This window comes from Bacillus sp. FJAT-29814 (assembly GCF_001510715.1).
In the GTDB taxonomy this organism is placed as follows: domain Bacteria; phylum Bacillota; class Bacilli; order Bacillales; family Cytobacillaceae; genus Neobacillus.
Window position 1 is genome coordinate 94,461 of the sequence record NZ_LMTJ01000009.1, and the last position, 14,626, is coordinate 109,086.

Consider the following 14,626-nt stretch of genomic DNA (forward strand, 5'->3'; position numbering starts at 1 on the left):
GAATTGAAAATGGCGACAATGACGGCACAAATATTGGTTGGAAAGGCACATCCATACGATGGTGGAATGAACCCAGAATATTATATGTATTTATCAGAAAATGGCGTGGCCCGCTGGACAATGATAGAGGAAAATATTAGTCACCGCCATTTAGGAGGCGGGGACCAGCGGCTTGCCCAATGGATTCCCACGATTGAGCATATGCTGGAGGACGCCCTAATGATGATTGGTATTTATATCGAAAAAGATGAAATTCTCATCGGGTTGGCAAAGCAATTTTTCAATGGTGAGGTTCCGCGAATGGCAGAGCTATTTGAGGAGGCTTCCCAGAAAAGATTGGAAATGATGCGTGTCAGAACTCGAGAAATTGAATTCTCGAATAAAATCACCCTTTCAATTTTCAATGGCTCAACCATAGCGAAGCAATTGCCCATTCTTGAAAACTATAGGGTTGATGTGGAAGTATGTGTTCCGGTGTATTTACGCGAATACAACGTTTGGAGCAGTAGACAGGAGGCAACGGGCCGACTGGATCAACCGAGTATATTTGAAAAATAGAATACTAGTGGAAAAAATCCAGCCTTTTCCACATTAAAAGGTTTATTGGCGCAGTGGAGGCATTAAAAACAAGGGGACGCTGCGCCAATAGGGTTTATAGGAGTAGTAGAAGTAGGGAAATTAGCGTATGACTACGCTTATAAAGGTTATAGGAGTAGTAGAAGGGGTGAAATTGGCGTATGACTACGCCTATAAGGGTTATAGGAGTAGTAAAAGGCGAAAAATCAACGGGCGACTACGCCAATAAAGTTTATTTGCGTAGTCCGGCAAGAAAAACCACCATCTAACTGCGCCAATAATTTTTTGTTATGGACCTAAGCTCATAAAACTATAGACGTGATAAAATAGAAAATATTATGTGATGAGGAGTCAGGAGCCAATGGACAAAATTGAAGTAATTGCACGCAGGATATTTGGATGGAAATTAAATAGATGGGATCGCTGGTATGATTATGAAAATAACAAATTCATACATGTTTCAGAGTTTCAACCCGAACACAACCTTGATCATGCCAACCTAATCGTAGAGAAATTAAAAGAACTGGGCTTTACCTATAAAACGGTTGGGGTTTCCGAAGCTTGCTTTAATGATGTTTGCGAAACTGGCGAAACGCTAGCAGAAGCAATTACGAACGCGGCTTATGCGATCGCCGATAACAGCTCAGTTCCGGAAGAATGGCTTTAATAGATAATAATGTTATGTAAACTAAGGTTAATTTTTGGGAGGAGGATTAGTAAGAATGAATCAAATAGAATCTTATTGGGCCAAGTTTCTAGTAGAAACAAACACTCCCGATCAAAACTATACATATTGGCACTTTGAACTAACTGAAAAACTGGCGAATGAACTGGCCGATTTGGTGCTGCAGGGGAAAAAACAAGCAACAGCCTCTTCGATGTACAGCTATGAGTCTGGCGAGGAACCGATGCCGAAAGTGGGAGACTTGAGCATCATCACAAATTGGGATGGTGAGCCGCAGTGTGTGATAGAGACAACCTCGGTCCAAATTATTCCGTTTAAAGACGTTACCTTTGAAATTGCCCGGTTAGAAGGAGAAGACGAAAATTTGGATTCCTGGCGGGAAGGGCACATCAGATACTACGAACAAATCTGTAATCAACTTAACAAAGAGTTCACCTGGGATATGCCAGTTGTATTTGAACAATTTAAAGAGGTCTACCGATAATGACGGAAGCCCCGTATGGCGTCTGGCACCATTATCAACTTTTACACGGTGCTAAGTCATCAAATGGTGCCTGACACCATAACTCATCTTTCCACAGTGACAAGCCATCGAATGGTGCCTGACACCAAGTGAAAAATTCACAATCTGTTCCCTTTTAAGAGCGTTTGCCCTCCGATTAATGTGCTACGCTAGTTGTACAAAAATTATTTTCGCTTGGAGGGTATATAAATGAGTTGTGGATGTTCGTCAAATTTGTTAGATGGGCAAGCGGTTGTGGATCATGTGAAAAGTAAGGGGAAGGAACATTTTCCACCGGCTGTGGCGCATGAAATTGATTGTGAGTGCGGGGAGCGTTTTACGCTGGAAACCGTCATTATGAACTGCCCAAAATGTGAGATGACCTATGCTGTGACACCATGTGGTTCAGGAGATATAAACAATATCAAGCCTGCAGGGATTAGATACTCTTAACCAAAATGAGCCAGGCGCCATCATTGATTTCTGATGGCTGCCCGGCTCATTTTTCATAACTTATGCTCCACGCGAATTTTCCCAAGCAATGCCTTACAGCCTGCTGTTACAAGGTCATAGGTTTCATCAAAATCTCCGGTATAGTAAGGATCCGGCACATCCTTTTTATGGTCTGTTAAATCGAGAAGGCGGAGAATTTTTGAATGTTCAGGATGCCCAACGATTTCTGCAATATTTTTCGTGTTGCTCACATCCATACCCACGATATAATCGAACTTATCAAAATCCTCTTTCTTCAATTGCCGGCCGACAAGTCCTTCCGCCGAAATGTCGTATTTTTTTAAGATTCCCAGCGTCCCTTTGTGTGGTGGGGAGCCGATGTGCCAGGAACTGGTGGCCGCAGAGTCTACGGCAATTTTGTCGGACAGGTTTTCCTTTTTCACCAAGTCACGGAACACAGCCTCAGCCATAGGTGAGCGGCAGATGTTCCCAAGGCAGACAAATAAAACATTAATCATAGTTCAAACTCCTTTAAAAAGTAACATGGAAAAGTTAAGCTATTATTATCATCGGTGAAAAATGCAAAATAGTAAAGCCAAAGGGGTTATAGCCAAAATTCTAATTGGAAGGAGCAGAAAAATGTCGGAAGCCTTTAAAGCATTGGTAGTCAATAAGCAAGAAAATGATTTCACGGTTAAACTGCAAGAACTGACACTAAGTGATCTACCTGAGGGGGAAGTGTTGATCAGAGTTCAGTATTCAAGTGTGAATTATAAGGACAGTCTGGCTTCGATTCCCGAGGGCAATGTTGTAAAGTCCTACCCAATGATCCCTGGGATTGACTTCGCAGGGGTTGTAGTTTCATCGGAAGATCCCCGGTTTAAAGAAGGGGATGAGGTCATTGCCACCAGTTATGAAATTGGGGTTTCCCATTTCGGCGGGTATAGTGAGTATGCTCGAATTCCTGCAAAGTGGGTCGTGCCGCTTCCAGAAGGCCTTACCCTGAAAGAGGCTATGATTATTGGCACTGCAGGATTTACCGCGGCCTTGTCGATTCAACGCCTAGAGGAAAATGGAGTTACTCCTGATAAGGGGGAAGTACTGGTTACCGGTGCTACAGGCGGTGTCGGAAGTTTTGCAGTTGCCATTCTCGCTAAACTTGGTTATCAAGTTGTCGCAAGCACAGGGAAGGCGTCCCAGCATGAATTCTTGAACCAACTTGGAGCACAGTCAGTCGTTTCACGTGAAGAAATCTATGATGGAAAAATAAGAGCGCTTGGTAAACAAAACTGGGCTGCTGCTGTCGATCCCGTTGGCGGCGAACCACTCGCATCGCTCCTAAGCCAAATTAATTACGGCGGGTCGGTCGCCGCGAGCGGTTTAACGGCTGGAGTAAAGGTGCCAACCACTGTTTTTCCATTCATTCTAAGAGGTGTCAATTTACTTGGCATTGACTCTGTCTATTGCCCGATGGAGACTCGGTTAAAAATTTGGGGCAGGCTGGCAACAGACTTTAAACCACGTGATATGGAGAACCTGTTGCAACAAGAAGTTACACTTGAGCAGCTTCCATCCGTTCTCCCAACGCTTCTAAAAGGCGAGGCTACCGGCAGAACCATTGTAAAATTATAATAAGTGTGCGACACCATTCATTGATTGGATGGTGTCTTTTTTTCGAAAAGACTTGTACATAGAATCTCTATGTATTATTATTTTATATATACAAAGAATTACGATGTATAAGAAGGAGTTAATACATGTGGTTGTTTTCCTAATGGCACTTCTGTTTATTTCCGTTCCAATGTATGCATTTATCAGAATGATCCAGAGTTTCATTTCACGAAAGAAAGACTCGATTAAGTCAAGAGTCATTGATGCCTTTTACTCAGCAGCAATTATTGGTTTAGTTATGATTGGACTGTTTATTAATTCGATGGGCCTGGAGGCAGGTGAGCCGATTCATATTTTTGAAATGACCGGTGCAAAAGCAAATGGCTATGCCTCACTGGCAAACGAGCATATTTTCTCAGTTGTTCTCTTGTTGATATTGGGCATGTTTAGCTTTTGGCTGATTGGCTCCCACCCAGGAGTGCTTTCACCGATTGTCTTTACGCTTTGTAGCACGGTGCTAATTGGGAACATTCTCTTTGCAGTAGCCTATCTCACTCATACCATTATGACACATGATGGTGAGGAATTTTCCGTTCCGCTCCTGCAAGTCAGTTTCGCTTCTTTACTATTTCTATATATTGCCCGGTTAAAAGAATCCCTTAATGATTTTCTGGAACATCAGCTGGTAGCAGAGGTTCAATATAATCATCCTATTTTGCTTTTTCTATACCGGATCAGTTCAAGCTATCAAAAAATGTCCAGGGTATGGGGGATTATGCTTTTTCCAGTCCTCATCGTAATCCAATTGCTTCTCGTTCTGTTTGGGCAGCGTCCTGACAGTTTTATCCGTGTGTTTTTTGAAACAAGCTCGTTTCATTATTCTCGGATCCTAGCGCCGGAACCGATTATGGTTTCGGGGGACGGCCATTATTTGTGTACCGTTTCAGCGAGGGGACACAAAAAACTTGTTAAGCCAATTAGAGCCGGAATCAGAAGAGGTTCGCGAATAGCCGTTAATCGCCAGTTATTGATTGCCAATGCCTTTGAAAACATTCTGGAGCAATATACCCCCAACCTTCATAGGGCGATTCGCGGCTTTTATGACAGGTATGGCTATCCGCTCAGCAGGCATATTCAATCCAAATGGTCCGCAGATATTGTCTATCTATTAATGAAACCGTTAGAATGGTTCTTCCTTATCGTTTTGTATACCGTCGACCACAAACCAGAAAATAGGATTCATATTCAATATAGTGAACTGAGAAAGTGAAAAGTGCCGGATGTCATCCTGAGAATTGGGGTGCCTGGCACTTTTTTTCTTTTAAAAGGAAAATGACAGATAATTTTTGTATAATAGGACTATCAAATTTTTGAGGGAGTTTCGGCATGGATTTTTTTGAGAAGAAGAAACGGGACATCGGGGTGTCGTTAAATGAGGTGCAAAAGCAGGCTGTGCTGCACACCCATGGGCCGTTGTTGCTGCTGGCTTCCCCCGGTTCGGGGAAAACGACCACTACGATTATGCGAATTGGCTATTTAATCGAAGAGAAGGGGATACGACCTTCACGGATAAAAGCGGTCACCTTCAGTAAGGCGGCTGCTGAGGAAATGAGGGAGCGGTTCGCCCGATTTTTCCCAGGGCAAACTGGTCAGTCCGTTGATTTCTCTACGATTCACAGCTTGGCAAACAAGATTTCCACTGACTACTTAACGAGAAAAAAATTTCCCCATCAAGTTATTGCTGAATTTGAAAAGAAATCGATTCTAAAGGATATTTTTCAAAAAATACATGACGACAAAATCACCGAAGATCAATTGGAGGAGCTTTCTACATACATTACACTAATAAAAAACAAATTAGTTCCCGTGGAGGATTGGGGAAAGGTATCCTGCGATATCTCGAACGCCAAACAAATCCTTCAACAATATGAGCAATATAAGAAAACCGCTCCTGGTAAACTGCTGGTGGATTATGATGATATGCTGACGATTGCCAACCATGCCTTAGATAAAGACCCAACCCTGCTTGGGAAATATCAGCAGCAATTCGATTACATCCTGACTGATGAGAGTCAAGACACATCCAAGGTGCAGCATTTGATTATCGAAAAATTGGTACTGCCCCACCGGAATTTATACGTGGTTGCGGATGATGACCAAAGCATCTATGGCTGGCGCGGGGCCGACCCGCAATATTTGCTGGACTTCCAGAAGGTCTATCCTGATGGTGTCATCTTAAAAATGGGGCAAAACTATCGCTCTTCAAAAGATATTGTCGAAGTGGCCAATCAATTTATTAAGCAAAACAAGTACCGCTATGAGAAAAACATGTTCACGGAAAATCCGCCGCACAAGCCGGTTGTCATCAAAACCTTAGCCGACTATCGTGATCAGGCCAAATATTTGGTTCAAGCACTGAAACAACTTGAGGACTATAGGGAAGCGGCCGTTTTATTCCGGAACAATTCATCTGCAATTATCGTTATCAATGAATTGGACGGGGCCGGCATTCCGTTTTATATCAAGGACCATAATCTTCGCTTCTTTTCTCATTGGGTTGTCAAAGATATTTTAAATTTTATGCGCTTGTCGTTCAATGAGAATAAATTATCCGTTTTCATGGAGATTTATAAACGTTTGCCCCTTTATCTAACAAAGGAGCAGGTTGCTGCCCTTAATCAAAGTTTTAGCAAGGACTCCGTGTTTGATATTCTGTTGCAGCTTCCGAATCTGAAAGACTATCAGCTAGGGAAAATCCGCGAAACAAAGCAAATTTTTCAAGAGATGAGAGGAGAAGCACCGCTGCATGCGCTCCGAACCATCCGCTATGGGTTGGGCTATGAAGACACGCTTCTCAAAATGTCCGAGGAATTGGGGTTCAACGATGACCATTTGTTGGGCATTCTTTTCACTTTAGAGCTGATCGCCGAGCCGATTGTCTCAATCGATCAGTTTGCCGCTAGGCTGAAGCATCTCGAGAGTGCAATGAACGCTGCTAAAAATAATAAGGGCCAAAACGTGGTGACCCTGTCTACTTTTCACAGTTCCAAGGGCTTGGAGTTTAAGCGAGTCTATATGATTGACCTGATTCAGGGGATTATTCCTTCGCATGATGATGTCAGTCAATTTGATGAAGGGAATCCAGCCATGCTTGAAGAAGCGGTCCGCTTGTTCTATGTAGGCATGACAAGGGCCAAACTCCATTTGGAATTGATTTCATATCGGGACCGGTTCGGCAGTGGGGTGGAGGCATCGCAATTTGTGGGTGCCGTTCGGAGGATCCTTTCCCCGACTAAACAAGCCTCTGAAAAAAGAAGCACTACCGTGGTTAAGCAGAAGGTTCGTCGGCATTCGGGGCCAATCGTAAGGGAAGTGAGCGAAGCTGACAAGGGCTGGAAACCAACGATGAGCAGTTTGGCGATGGAGATTGAGCGGTCGTTGCAGCAACAAAATCAACATCGTGGAAAAAACAAACCCCACGATTACCGGAAAAAGTGAAGAGGTGTTGGCATGACGAATAAAACTTTTGTATATCCGGAGCTTGAAACGGAAAGATTGCAGCTGAACCTCTTGAAGCTCGACGATGCCGAAAAGGTAATGGCACATTTTTCAGACCCTGAAGTGACCCGATTTATGGATATTGAGCCTTGCAAGGATCTTAAAGAAGCGGAGGAAATCATTCAATACCATATTGACGATTCCGGCTGCAGATGGGGTATTTTTTATAAGGAGCAGTTTGTTGGAACGATCGGTTTTCATTATTTGCGAAAAAATGATCGGGATTACATCGCTGAGATTGGCTTCGATTTGTCGAAACAGTATTGGGGCAAAGGTTTTATGACTGAAGCCATCCGCGAAGTCATTTCGTTTGGTTTTACGCAAATGGGATTAACTATGATTGATGCAACGGTTGAACCGGATAATGAAAAATCGATAAATTTAATGAAAAGGCTGGAGTTTAACAGGGCCGAAGAGCTGCAGGATCACTTGGTTTACTTTTATTTAAAAAATTAATTGGGGTTAAAATAGATGAGAGAAAATCGAATAAGATTGAACGGCGGATTTCACAACGAGGTTTTTTATGACGAGGAGATCAATAGGGTAGTAAGAATTTCGGAACCTGTGAAAACAAAGGAAATGGTTATGGCGGAACTTCAATGGATGAAATTCTTATATGATGAAGGTGTTCGTGTACCTTGGCCTGATATGAGTATTGATATCGAGGCAGGGAGGGTTAAAACTACTTTTGAATATATTAGCGGTGTATCATTGGATGTTACTAACGTCGCACACTGGAATGCCGAAATGTTCAAGCAAATGGGCAGAATCTTGGGTCGGATGCATTCCTTATCCAAGGAGTGTGAGCTGCAGGATGTTAATCGGCCTAGATGGACACCTGTGAATCAGGACGTTTTTCAAATAAGAAAAAATTTGAGTCCTTGGTTGCAGGAAAAATACGAAATATGGATGCAACGTCTGGCTCCATACCAAATTAAATGGGACACGTTCGGGCTCATTCATAATGACTTTCACCAGGGCAACCTGATTGTGAATGAGGAAGGTACTTTAACCGTCATTGACTTTGACGAATGCTCCTATAATTGGTATGCTCAGGATTTGGCGGTTTGCTTCTACCATGCATATTGGCAGCATGACTCTTTCAATGGTGATGCTGAAGAGTTTTGTGAGAGCTTCTTGAGTTCATTCTTTAAAGGGTATCAGGAGGAAAATTTGCTTCATCCTGACACTGTGGAGCAAATATCGCTGTTCTTAAAGCTGCGGGAGATTTTTCTATATGCTTTATTTTTGCGAAAATGGGATTTGGTTAGCTTGGAGGATTGGCAGAAGTTCACCTTGCACGATTTGGAAAAGAAAATTGAGAAAGAAACACCATATGCTGGGATTGTCGATTTTTCCGTGTTTGTCTTATAAGGACAAAAACGTTGAATAACCAAGATGAATTGTCCGTAGACTAGGCAACTTCGGACAAAACTGATGGCAAACCGAAGGGGAATGTCCGCAAGATTGGTTTCTGCGGACAAAACGGATGGCAAACCGAAGAGAAATGTCCGCAAGAATGGTTTCTGCAGACAAAACGGAAGGCAAATCAAAGGGAAATGTCCGCAAGAACTATTCCAAATTAAGAAAGGAACGATATAATGCAAACGATAAAAAAATTAGGAACTTCATTTTGGTACATGACACCTGTCTCCGTGACAGATCGGCCAATTATAGGAATGGTAGTAGGCAAGGATAAGACGTTAATGATTGATGCTGCAAATTCAGAAGCCCACGCAGAGCTTTTTATAAAAATGCTCCAAGACCAAAATGTACCGGGACCGGACATGGTGGCATTGACCCATTGGCATTGGGATCATATTTTCGGACTTTCCGCGTTAAAAGGGGCAGTGTCGATTTCGTCGAAAGAAACACAAAAGGAAATGAAAAAGCTGATTCCTTATTCCTGGACAGACGAAGCATTGGCGGAGAGGGTGAAGGCAGGCACGGAAATCGAATTTTGCGCCAACTGCATAAAGGCAGAGTATGGCGACAAAAGAGATATTCGCATCACGCTGCCAACCATCACGTTTGAAGACGAACTCGAAATCGATCTTGGCGGGGTCACTTGTGTATTGAAACATGTCGGCGGGGACCATGCACCAGATTCGGTTGTGATTTATATAAAGGAAGAAAAAATCTTATTTTTGGGCGACTGCATCTACCCGGACATCTTTTCACCCAAACAAAACTATACCCCCAAACGTGCGGCAAGACTTGTTGCCCAACTGGAGAAATTTGATGCAGAAACTTATATCCATTCCCATGGGCAGGAATTATTATCGAAGGAAGAGTTTACCAAAGAGATGCAATTGTTAAAGAATTTGGCCCATTATACGGAAAAGCACAAAGGCGATCAAGCTCAAATCAAGTCGGATTATGAAAAGACGCTTAACCGAGAATTAAACGAAGAGGAACTGGAGACGATTGAGAATTTTGTGAATGGGTATGAGGCATCAGCCCAATAAAATCTGGCATCTTCCAAAATGATGGAGGATGCCTTTTGTTTTGACAGCGCTTCAAAAATGTTAATCAAATGTTCACAGGTTCTGCGGGAAAAAAGGAGTACAATGAATATGTAAACTGATATTGTGAAAATATTCACAAACATAAAATGGACAAGCAACTAGAAATGCAAAAAAAGGTGGTCAAAATGGGGGAACTTTCAATTAGCGCGTTACTGATTCGGTTTGTTTTAGGCGGAGCGGCAGTCGTGGCTTCCACAATTGTGGCAAGAAGATTAGGGGAGAAGGCTGGCGGGATCTTTGCCGCCTTTCCAGCAGTATTTTTAGCCGCGTTATTAACCGCTGGAATCGACCTTAAGGGCGAGGATCTTGTTTCTCAATCCATTGCCCTCTCAAAAGGAGCAATGGTCGGAATGGGAATCAATATTCTCGTCGCAATTTTCGCCGGCTTCCTTTTAAATAAATTTGGTTTGAAAAAGGGGCTCATGCAAGTGCTTGGGTGCTGGTTTGTCGTCTCAATGGTTGTTGTAGCGATTACTTCCTATTAAGAAAGGTTGTTCATCATGAATAAAGATTTGCTGTTACGTTTTCTATTAGGCGGGGCCGCGGTAATGGCCAGCTATTTAATCATTGTCGTTTCACCATGGGAAATTCTTGGAGGCATCTTCGCGGCATTTCCGGCCGTGATGATTACCGCCGTGCTCATGACTGGGATTAAATCAGGTACAAAGAATGCGGCGAAAATTGCCAACGGTTCGGTTTACGGGATGATTGGCGGGATTATTTGCGCAGCAACCGTATATATGGTCCTAAAATGGAGCCATAACTGGGGTTTAAGCATGCTAGTCGGATTGTTTTTCTGGTTAATCAGTTCGGTATTGGTGTCATCGCTGAAAGAGCGAATCGCCCTTATTAAAATAAAGCCCTTCAACGGCAAGATGGTATTGGCCGAGTCGAGGTTAAGAGACCATAAATAATTGAAATAAGTAAAATGCCAGACGCCCTTATTAGGGTTCTGGCACTTTTTCATGCTAATGCTATTTCCAATTATGAGAAGTTGTCGATAATTTTTGGTAGCATTTCATAAAATATCTCGAGAAAAATATTCACCAGGATGACGGCTGCAGGAATGACCAGAATAGCAAAACTTACATAAGCAAGTTTCACCCTGCGCTTTGATCGGTCAATCCAATTGGTAACGAGCTCAATGAAGAAGGCTAGTAAGAATGCACCGGCAAAAAATAATCCAGAAAATAGTCCGATACCTAGTGGAGCTTGCGGACCAAATAATTCATTGTTAGGATTGGACAAAAATAAAGGGATTCCGTAAATGATCAAGCTCACGACACCATAATAAAATCCCTTACGGACCCAGCTCTTGCTTGATGATTGAAAAACAAGTGTATAAACGATACTGTTGGCTAATGTACCGGCAATCCCGACGACAAGTATAATGAACGTTCCCGAAAAGGAAAATCCGCTCGCCATGTGTGGGAAGAAATACGCAATGATTCCCATAACCAATCTCAACAATAGTCCAAAAATAATCCCTGTCAAAATGGCTGCCATAAAAGAAATTCCAAAATTTCTGGCGAGTGTTGGCCATCGTTTTGAACCCGTTACTTGTACCGCTTCATCGTTTAGCTGCCCCTTCATTATAATTACCCCTTGCATAGGTTGATTTTATCCCAATATTAATTATATTCTAAACTATCTGTAAATATATCGCATTTCTTTTTAAATATATACTTACCCCTATTAATCCCTTCTTTTTGGATGTTCCCTTGTAGGAAAGGAAATAATGATATTTAACAGGTTTTATCACAGGGGGTTGCCAAATGAAATGTCCGCAATGTGTTTACACCAATCCGGAAGGGGTCAAGTTCTGTATAAGCTGCGGCAGTATTTTTTCTAAAGCCGAAAACGGTCAGCAGGATCCCAGCAGTTTATTTTATGAGTTTGCTACTTACGTGGACATGGTTCCAAGGTTTGAACGTTCGGTAGAGCCAAAAATGAGAAATATCTTTTCTAGGGTGTTCCGCAACCATAGCATGCTGGAGGCAGAACGGCTTTTTATTGTGGGCACGGCCATTACCACACCAAAAATAGAAGAAGTGACGGAAACATGGCCAAAACCATGGCTGTTTGCCAGGATATTTCTGATTGGGTTAATTGCTTTTACAGGTATGCATGTGGGGGTGAGCATGTTCCATAATTTTAATTTTATCCCCGGACTTATTATCATTGGGGCGTTTGCCGTTCCGCTTACAACGCTCACGTTCTTTTGGGAAATGAATGCGCCGCAAAATATTGCTTTTTATCAAATTGTTTATATTGTGTTAATCGGGGGAATCCTCTCGATGTTGGTGGCGCTTGTGTTTTTTAATATCCTAAGGAATAATATCAATCCCATTACAATTGGAATTATTGAGGAACTTGCCAAGACGGCCGTTGTCATCTATTTTGTCCGCAACCGCAAATACAAGTATATCCTCAATGGTCTTTTGGTAGGTGCAGCAGTCGGCGCAGGCTTCGCTGCCTTTGAAACGGCCGGTTATGCGTTAAGAAGTCTGCTGACAGGAAGTTTCGAGAGCCTCTATTTTACGATTCTCTGGCGGAGCTTTTTGGCTCCTGGCGGGCACGTCGCCTGGGCCGCTTTGACAGGAGCAGCTTTCTGCAAGGTACAGGGGAACGATGGGTTTAACTTGTCCTTGTTGCTAAAACCAAGATTTCTTTTAACCTTTATTCTTGTCGTGGCGATGCATGCATTATGGGACGTACCGATCCCAGGCATGGCACCGTATGGGCAAATTATTTTAATGGTCGCTTCCTGGGTGATTGCCATCTGGATGATTCGCCAAGGCTTAAAGGAAATCAGCAAAAAGAAAGACCAGCTAGCGATTAATCCGCCTCAATAATAAAGGAGAAAATGGCGTGTTATTGTACACGCCATTTTTTTATGGTGTGCCCGGCATGGGTGCAGGCTCTAGGGTGCAAGTCCCGAACAGTGAAGGCAGTAGTAGCTGTAGCTTAAGACAAGGGTATGAGGGGTGACTCTCATATCTGAAGGAAGTCGGCGGCAAACTTCCGCTCCGAGGGACACGAATCTCATATAAGGCTAGGTAACACTGGGTGAATCTGCCATACAAGATAAAGCCCTTACTGCCGAAGGTGTTACAGAGTAAATGAGGCGGAGACATGGAAGGAAAGTCTGTACTCTTACCCGGGGAGAACCTGTCGGTATGCCGTACTCATGCGGTAAGCCTATCCGTGAGGATAGGTTGAACGACAGGCGTCAGCAGAAGCCATAGTACTTATTCACTTAAGGGGATAAGGAAGGGCTGAACCGGTTATGGAAAATAGGAACTAGGCGTATCTTTCCATTCAATGAAACAGAAAACAAGGTTCCTGTTTATCGTAAGAAATGGTGAATCCACGGGGGGCGATAAGCAGGGTGGAGAATTGGAAAGGACACAATCAGAACACCTATTTACGGTGGAGGTTATATCAATGTTAATGGAACGAATCTTGTCACGGGAGAACCTACTTAACGCAATAAAGAGAGTGGAAAAGAATAAGGGAAAACATGGAGTGGACGATATGCCCGTCACTGCTCTTCGTGGACATATTATGCTCAACTGGAGCGAACTGCGAAAATCCCTCTTCGAGGGAACCTATATCCCATCCCCCGTCCGTCGAGTCGAAATCCCGAAACCAGACGGCAAAGGGAAGAGGAAACTGGGAATCCCAACCGTGACAGACCGTTTCATTCAACAGGCAATTACCCAGATGCTTACCAAGATGTACGACCCAGGCTTCTCCGATTGTAGCTTTGGCTTTCGCCCTAACAGGCGAGCACATCAGGCTGTAAAATTAGCCCAAAGCTATATAGAAGAAGGCTATCGATGGGTAGTCGACATTGACCTTGAGAAGTTCTTTGACAAGGTTAATCATGATAGATTAATGAGTAAATTAGCTGGGAGGATTAATGATAAAACTCTCCTAAGACTAATCAGACGATTTTTAACCTCTGGTGTTATGGAAGGCGGACTTGTCAGTCCGAATCTTGAGGGAACACCGCAAGGTGGACCTTTAAGTCCCCTGCTTTCGAATATTGTTTTGGACGAACTGGATAAAGAATTGGAGCGTAGAGGACATCGTTTTGTTCGTTACGCCGATGATTGTAATATCTATGTGAAGTCTAAAAGAGCTGGTGAAAGGGTTATGAAGGCGATGACTCATTTTATCGAGGGAAAGCTTAAACTGAAGGTTAACAGGGATAAAAGTGCCGTAGACCGCCCCTGGAAAAGGAAATTTCTTGGGTTCAGTTTCACAAGTAATCTAAAACCTAAGGTGAGGATATCTTCTCAATCAATTAAACGGTTTAAAGATAAAATAAGGAAGCTTACAAGCAGACTCAGGTCAATTGCCATGGAAGATAGGATTCATGACCTTAACGAATATTTAGTGGGATGGGTTAATTATTACCATTTAGCTGATACTCGTTCAGTAATTACAAAACTCGAAGGATGGCTTAACCGAAGGTTAAGAATGATTCGATGGAAGGAATGGAAACTTCCCCGGACAAAGGTCAAGAAACTTATTGAACTAGGTGTTCCGAAAGGAAAAGCATACGAATGGGGAAATACTAGAAAGGCTTATTGGAGAGTATCCAAAAGTCCAATCCTTCACAAAACATTAGGGAAAGCCTATTGGCTCTCCCTAGGATTAAAAAGTATTTCTGCAAGATATGACCTACAGCGTTCGACATAATTG

At 42.9% G+C, this 14,626-nt stretch carries 16 protein-coding genes; 14 read left to right on the forward strand and 2 right to left on the reverse strand.

Annotation, left to right across the window (positions count from 1 at the left end):
- The first annotated feature begins 9 nt into the window (after positions 1–9).
- From AR334_RS23230 to AR334_RS23245, 4 genes are all read left to right on the forward strand, one after another.
- Entirely contained in the window at positions 10–558 is a 549-nt protein-coding gene (locus AR334_RS23230; protein WP_066318947.1) for a hypothetical protein, read from the forward strand.
- A gap of 379 nt (positions 559–937) precedes the next feature.
- On the forward strand, positions 938–1,243 hold the full coding sequence (locus AR334_RS23235; RefSeq protein WP_066318958.1) for a hypothetical protein: 306 nt from the start codon (positions 938–940) through the stop codon (positions 1,241–1,243).
- Positions 1,244–1,298: 55 nt separating this feature from the next.
- Positions 1,299–1,745 carry an ASCH domain-containing protein gene (locus AR334_RS23240; RefSeq protein ID WP_066318960.1) on the forward strand — a complete coding sequence of 149 codons (447 nt, stop codon included), beginning with the start codon at positions 1,299–1,301 and terminating at the stop codon, positions 1,743–1,745.
- Positions 1,746–1,973: 228 nt separating this feature from the next.
- Entirely contained in the window at positions 1,974–2,216 is a 243-nt protein-coding gene (locus AR334_RS23245) for a hypothetical protein (RefSeq protein ID WP_066318962.1), read from the forward strand.
- A 53-nt stretch (positions 2,217–2,269) separates the two neighbouring features.
- Here the strand turns inward: AR334_RS23245 and AR334_RS23250 are convergent, their stop codons facing one another.
- Positions 2,270–2,734 carry a low molecular weight protein-tyrosine-phosphatase gene (locus AR334_RS23250; RefSeq protein WP_066318970.1) on the reverse strand — a complete coding sequence of 155 codons (465 nt, stop codon included), beginning with the start codon at positions 2,732–2,734 and terminating at the stop codon, positions 2,270–2,272.
- Positions 2,735–2,855: 121 nt separating this feature from the next.
- Here AR334_RS23250 and AR334_RS23255 point away from each other — a divergent pair, with 121 nt between their 5' ends.
- From AR334_RS23255 to AR334_RS23290, 8 genes are all read left to right on the forward strand, one after another.
- Positions 2,856–3,848 carry an acryloyl-CoA reductase gene (locus tag AR334_RS23255; RefSeq protein WP_066318976.1) on the forward strand — a complete coding sequence of 331 codons (993 nt, stop codon included), beginning with the start codon at positions 2,856–2,858 and terminating at the stop codon, positions 3,846–3,848.
- Between the two features lie 127 nt (positions 3,849–3,975).
- Positions 3,976–5,097, forward strand: a complete 1,122-nt coding sequence (locus AR334_RS23260; RefSeq protein ID WP_253701350.1) for a DUF6688 family protein — start codon at positions 3,976–3,978, stop codon at positions 5,095–5,097.
- Between the two features lie 116 nt (positions 5,098–5,213).
- Positions 5,214–7,325 carry an ATP-dependent helicase gene (locus AR334_RS23265; RefSeq protein WP_066318985.1) on the forward strand — a complete coding sequence of 704 codons (2,112 nt, stop codon included), beginning with the start codon at positions 5,214–5,216 and terminating at the stop codon, positions 7,323–7,325.
- Between the two features lie 12 nt (positions 7,326–7,337).
- Positions 7,338–7,841 carry a GNAT family N-acetyltransferase gene (locus AR334_RS23270; protein WP_066318991.1) on the forward strand — a complete coding sequence of 168 codons (504 nt, stop codon included), beginning with the start codon at positions 7,338–7,340 and terminating at the stop codon, positions 7,839–7,841.
- Between the two features lie 15 nt (positions 7,842–7,856).
- On the forward strand, positions 7,857–8,759 hold the full coding sequence (locus AR334_RS23275) for a phosphotransferase enzyme family protein (protein ID WP_066318995.1): 903 nt from the start codon (positions 7,857–7,859) through the stop codon (positions 8,757–8,759).
- A 227-nt stretch (positions 8,760–8,986) separates the two neighbouring features.
- Complete coding sequence (locus AR334_RS23280; protein ID WP_066318996.1) at positions 8,987–9,853, forward strand: MBL fold metallo-hydrolase; 867 nt, start codon at positions 8,987–8,989, stop codon at positions 9,851–9,853.
- A 185-nt stretch (positions 9,854–10,038) separates the two neighbouring features.
- Positions 10,039–10,398, forward strand: a complete 360-nt coding sequence (locus AR334_RS23285) for a DUF3147 family protein (RefSeq protein ID WP_066318999.1) — start codon at positions 10,039–10,041, stop codon at positions 10,396–10,398.
- A gap of 15 nt (positions 10,399–10,413) precedes the next feature.
- Positions 10,414–10,827 carry a DUF3147 family protein gene (locus AR334_RS23290; RefSeq protein WP_066319008.1) on the forward strand — a complete coding sequence of 138 codons (414 nt, stop codon included), beginning with the start codon at positions 10,414–10,416 and terminating at the stop codon, positions 10,825–10,827.
- Between the two features lie 70 nt (positions 10,828–10,897).
- Here the strand turns inward: AR334_RS23290 and AR334_RS23295 are convergent, their stop codons facing one another.
- Entirely contained in the window at positions 10,898–11,506 is a 609-nt protein-coding gene (locus AR334_RS23295; RefSeq protein ID WP_066319010.1) for a hypothetical protein, read from the reverse strand.
- Positions 11,507–11,688: 182 nt separating this feature from the next.
- Between AR334_RS23295 and AR334_RS23300 the strand changes: the two genes are divergently transcribed.
- Entirely contained in the window at positions 11,689–12,768 is a 1,080-nt protein-coding gene (locus tag AR334_RS23300) for a PrsW family intramembrane metalloprotease (protein ID WP_066319013.1), read from the forward strand.
- A gap of 592 nt (positions 12,769–13,360) precedes the next feature.
- Positions 13,361–14,623, forward strand: a complete 1,263-nt coding sequence (gene ltrA, locus AR334_RS23305) for a group II intron reverse transcriptase/maturase (protein WP_066319016.1) — start codon at positions 13,361–13,363, stop codon at positions 14,621–14,623.
- Positions 14,624–14,626 lie beyond the last annotated feature (3 nt).

Coding starts and splice junctions, on each gene's coding strand:
- AR334_RS23230 (WP_066318947.1), top strand. CDS start 10: ATGGCGACAATGACGGCACAAATATTGGTTGGAAAGGCACATCCATAC.
- AR334_RS23235 (WP_066318958.1), top strand. CDS start 938: ATGGACAAAATTGAAGTAATTGCACGCAGGATATTTGGATGGAAATTA.
- AR334_RS23240 (WP_066318960.1), top strand. CDS start 1,299: ATGAATCAAATAGAATCTTATTGGGCCAAGTTTCTAGTAGAAACAAAC.
- AR334_RS23245 (WP_066318962.1), top strand. CDS start 1,974: ATGAGTTGTGGATGTTCGTCAAATTTGTTAGATGGGCAAGCGGTTGTG.
- AR334_RS23250 (WP_066318970.1), bottom strand. CDS start 2,734: ATGATTAATGTTTTATTTGTCTGCCTTGGGAACATCTGCCGCTCACCT.
- AR334_RS23255 (WP_066318976.1), top strand. CDS start 2,856: ATGTCGGAAGCCTTTAAAGCATTGGTAGTCAATAAGCAAGAAAATGAT.
- AR334_RS23265 (WP_066318985.1), top strand. CDS start 5,214: ATGGATTTTTTTGAGAAGAAGAAACGGGACATCGGGGTGTCGTTAAAT.
- AR334_RS23270 (WP_066318991.1), top strand. CDS start 7,338: ATGACGAATAAAACTTTTGTATATCCGGAGCTTGAAACGGAAAGATTG.
- AR334_RS23275 (WP_066318995.1), top strand. CDS start 7,857: ATGAGAGAAAATCGAATAAGATTGAACGGCGGATTTCACAACGAGGTT.
- AR334_RS23280 (WP_066318996.1), top strand. CDS start 8,987: ATGCAAACGATAAAAAAATTAGGAACTTCATTTTGGTACATGACACCT.
- AR334_RS23285 (WP_066318999.1), top strand. CDS start 10,039: ATGGGGGAACTTTCAATTAGCGCGTTACTGATTCGGTTTGTTTTAGGC.
- AR334_RS23290 (WP_066319008.1), top strand. CDS start 10,414: ATGAATAAAGATTTGCTGTTACGTTTTCTATTAGGCGGGGCCGCGGTA.
- AR334_RS23295 (WP_066319010.1), bottom strand. CDS start 11,506: ATGAAGGGGCAGCTAAACGATGAAGCGGTACAAGTAACGGGTTCAAAA.
- AR334_RS23300 (WP_066319013.1), top strand. CDS start 11,689: ATGAAATGTCCGCAATGTGTTTACACCAATCCGGAAGGGGTCAAGTTC.
- ltrA (WP_066319016.1), top strand. CDS start 13,361: ATGTTAATGGAACGAATCTTGTCACGGGAGAACCTACTTAACGCAATA.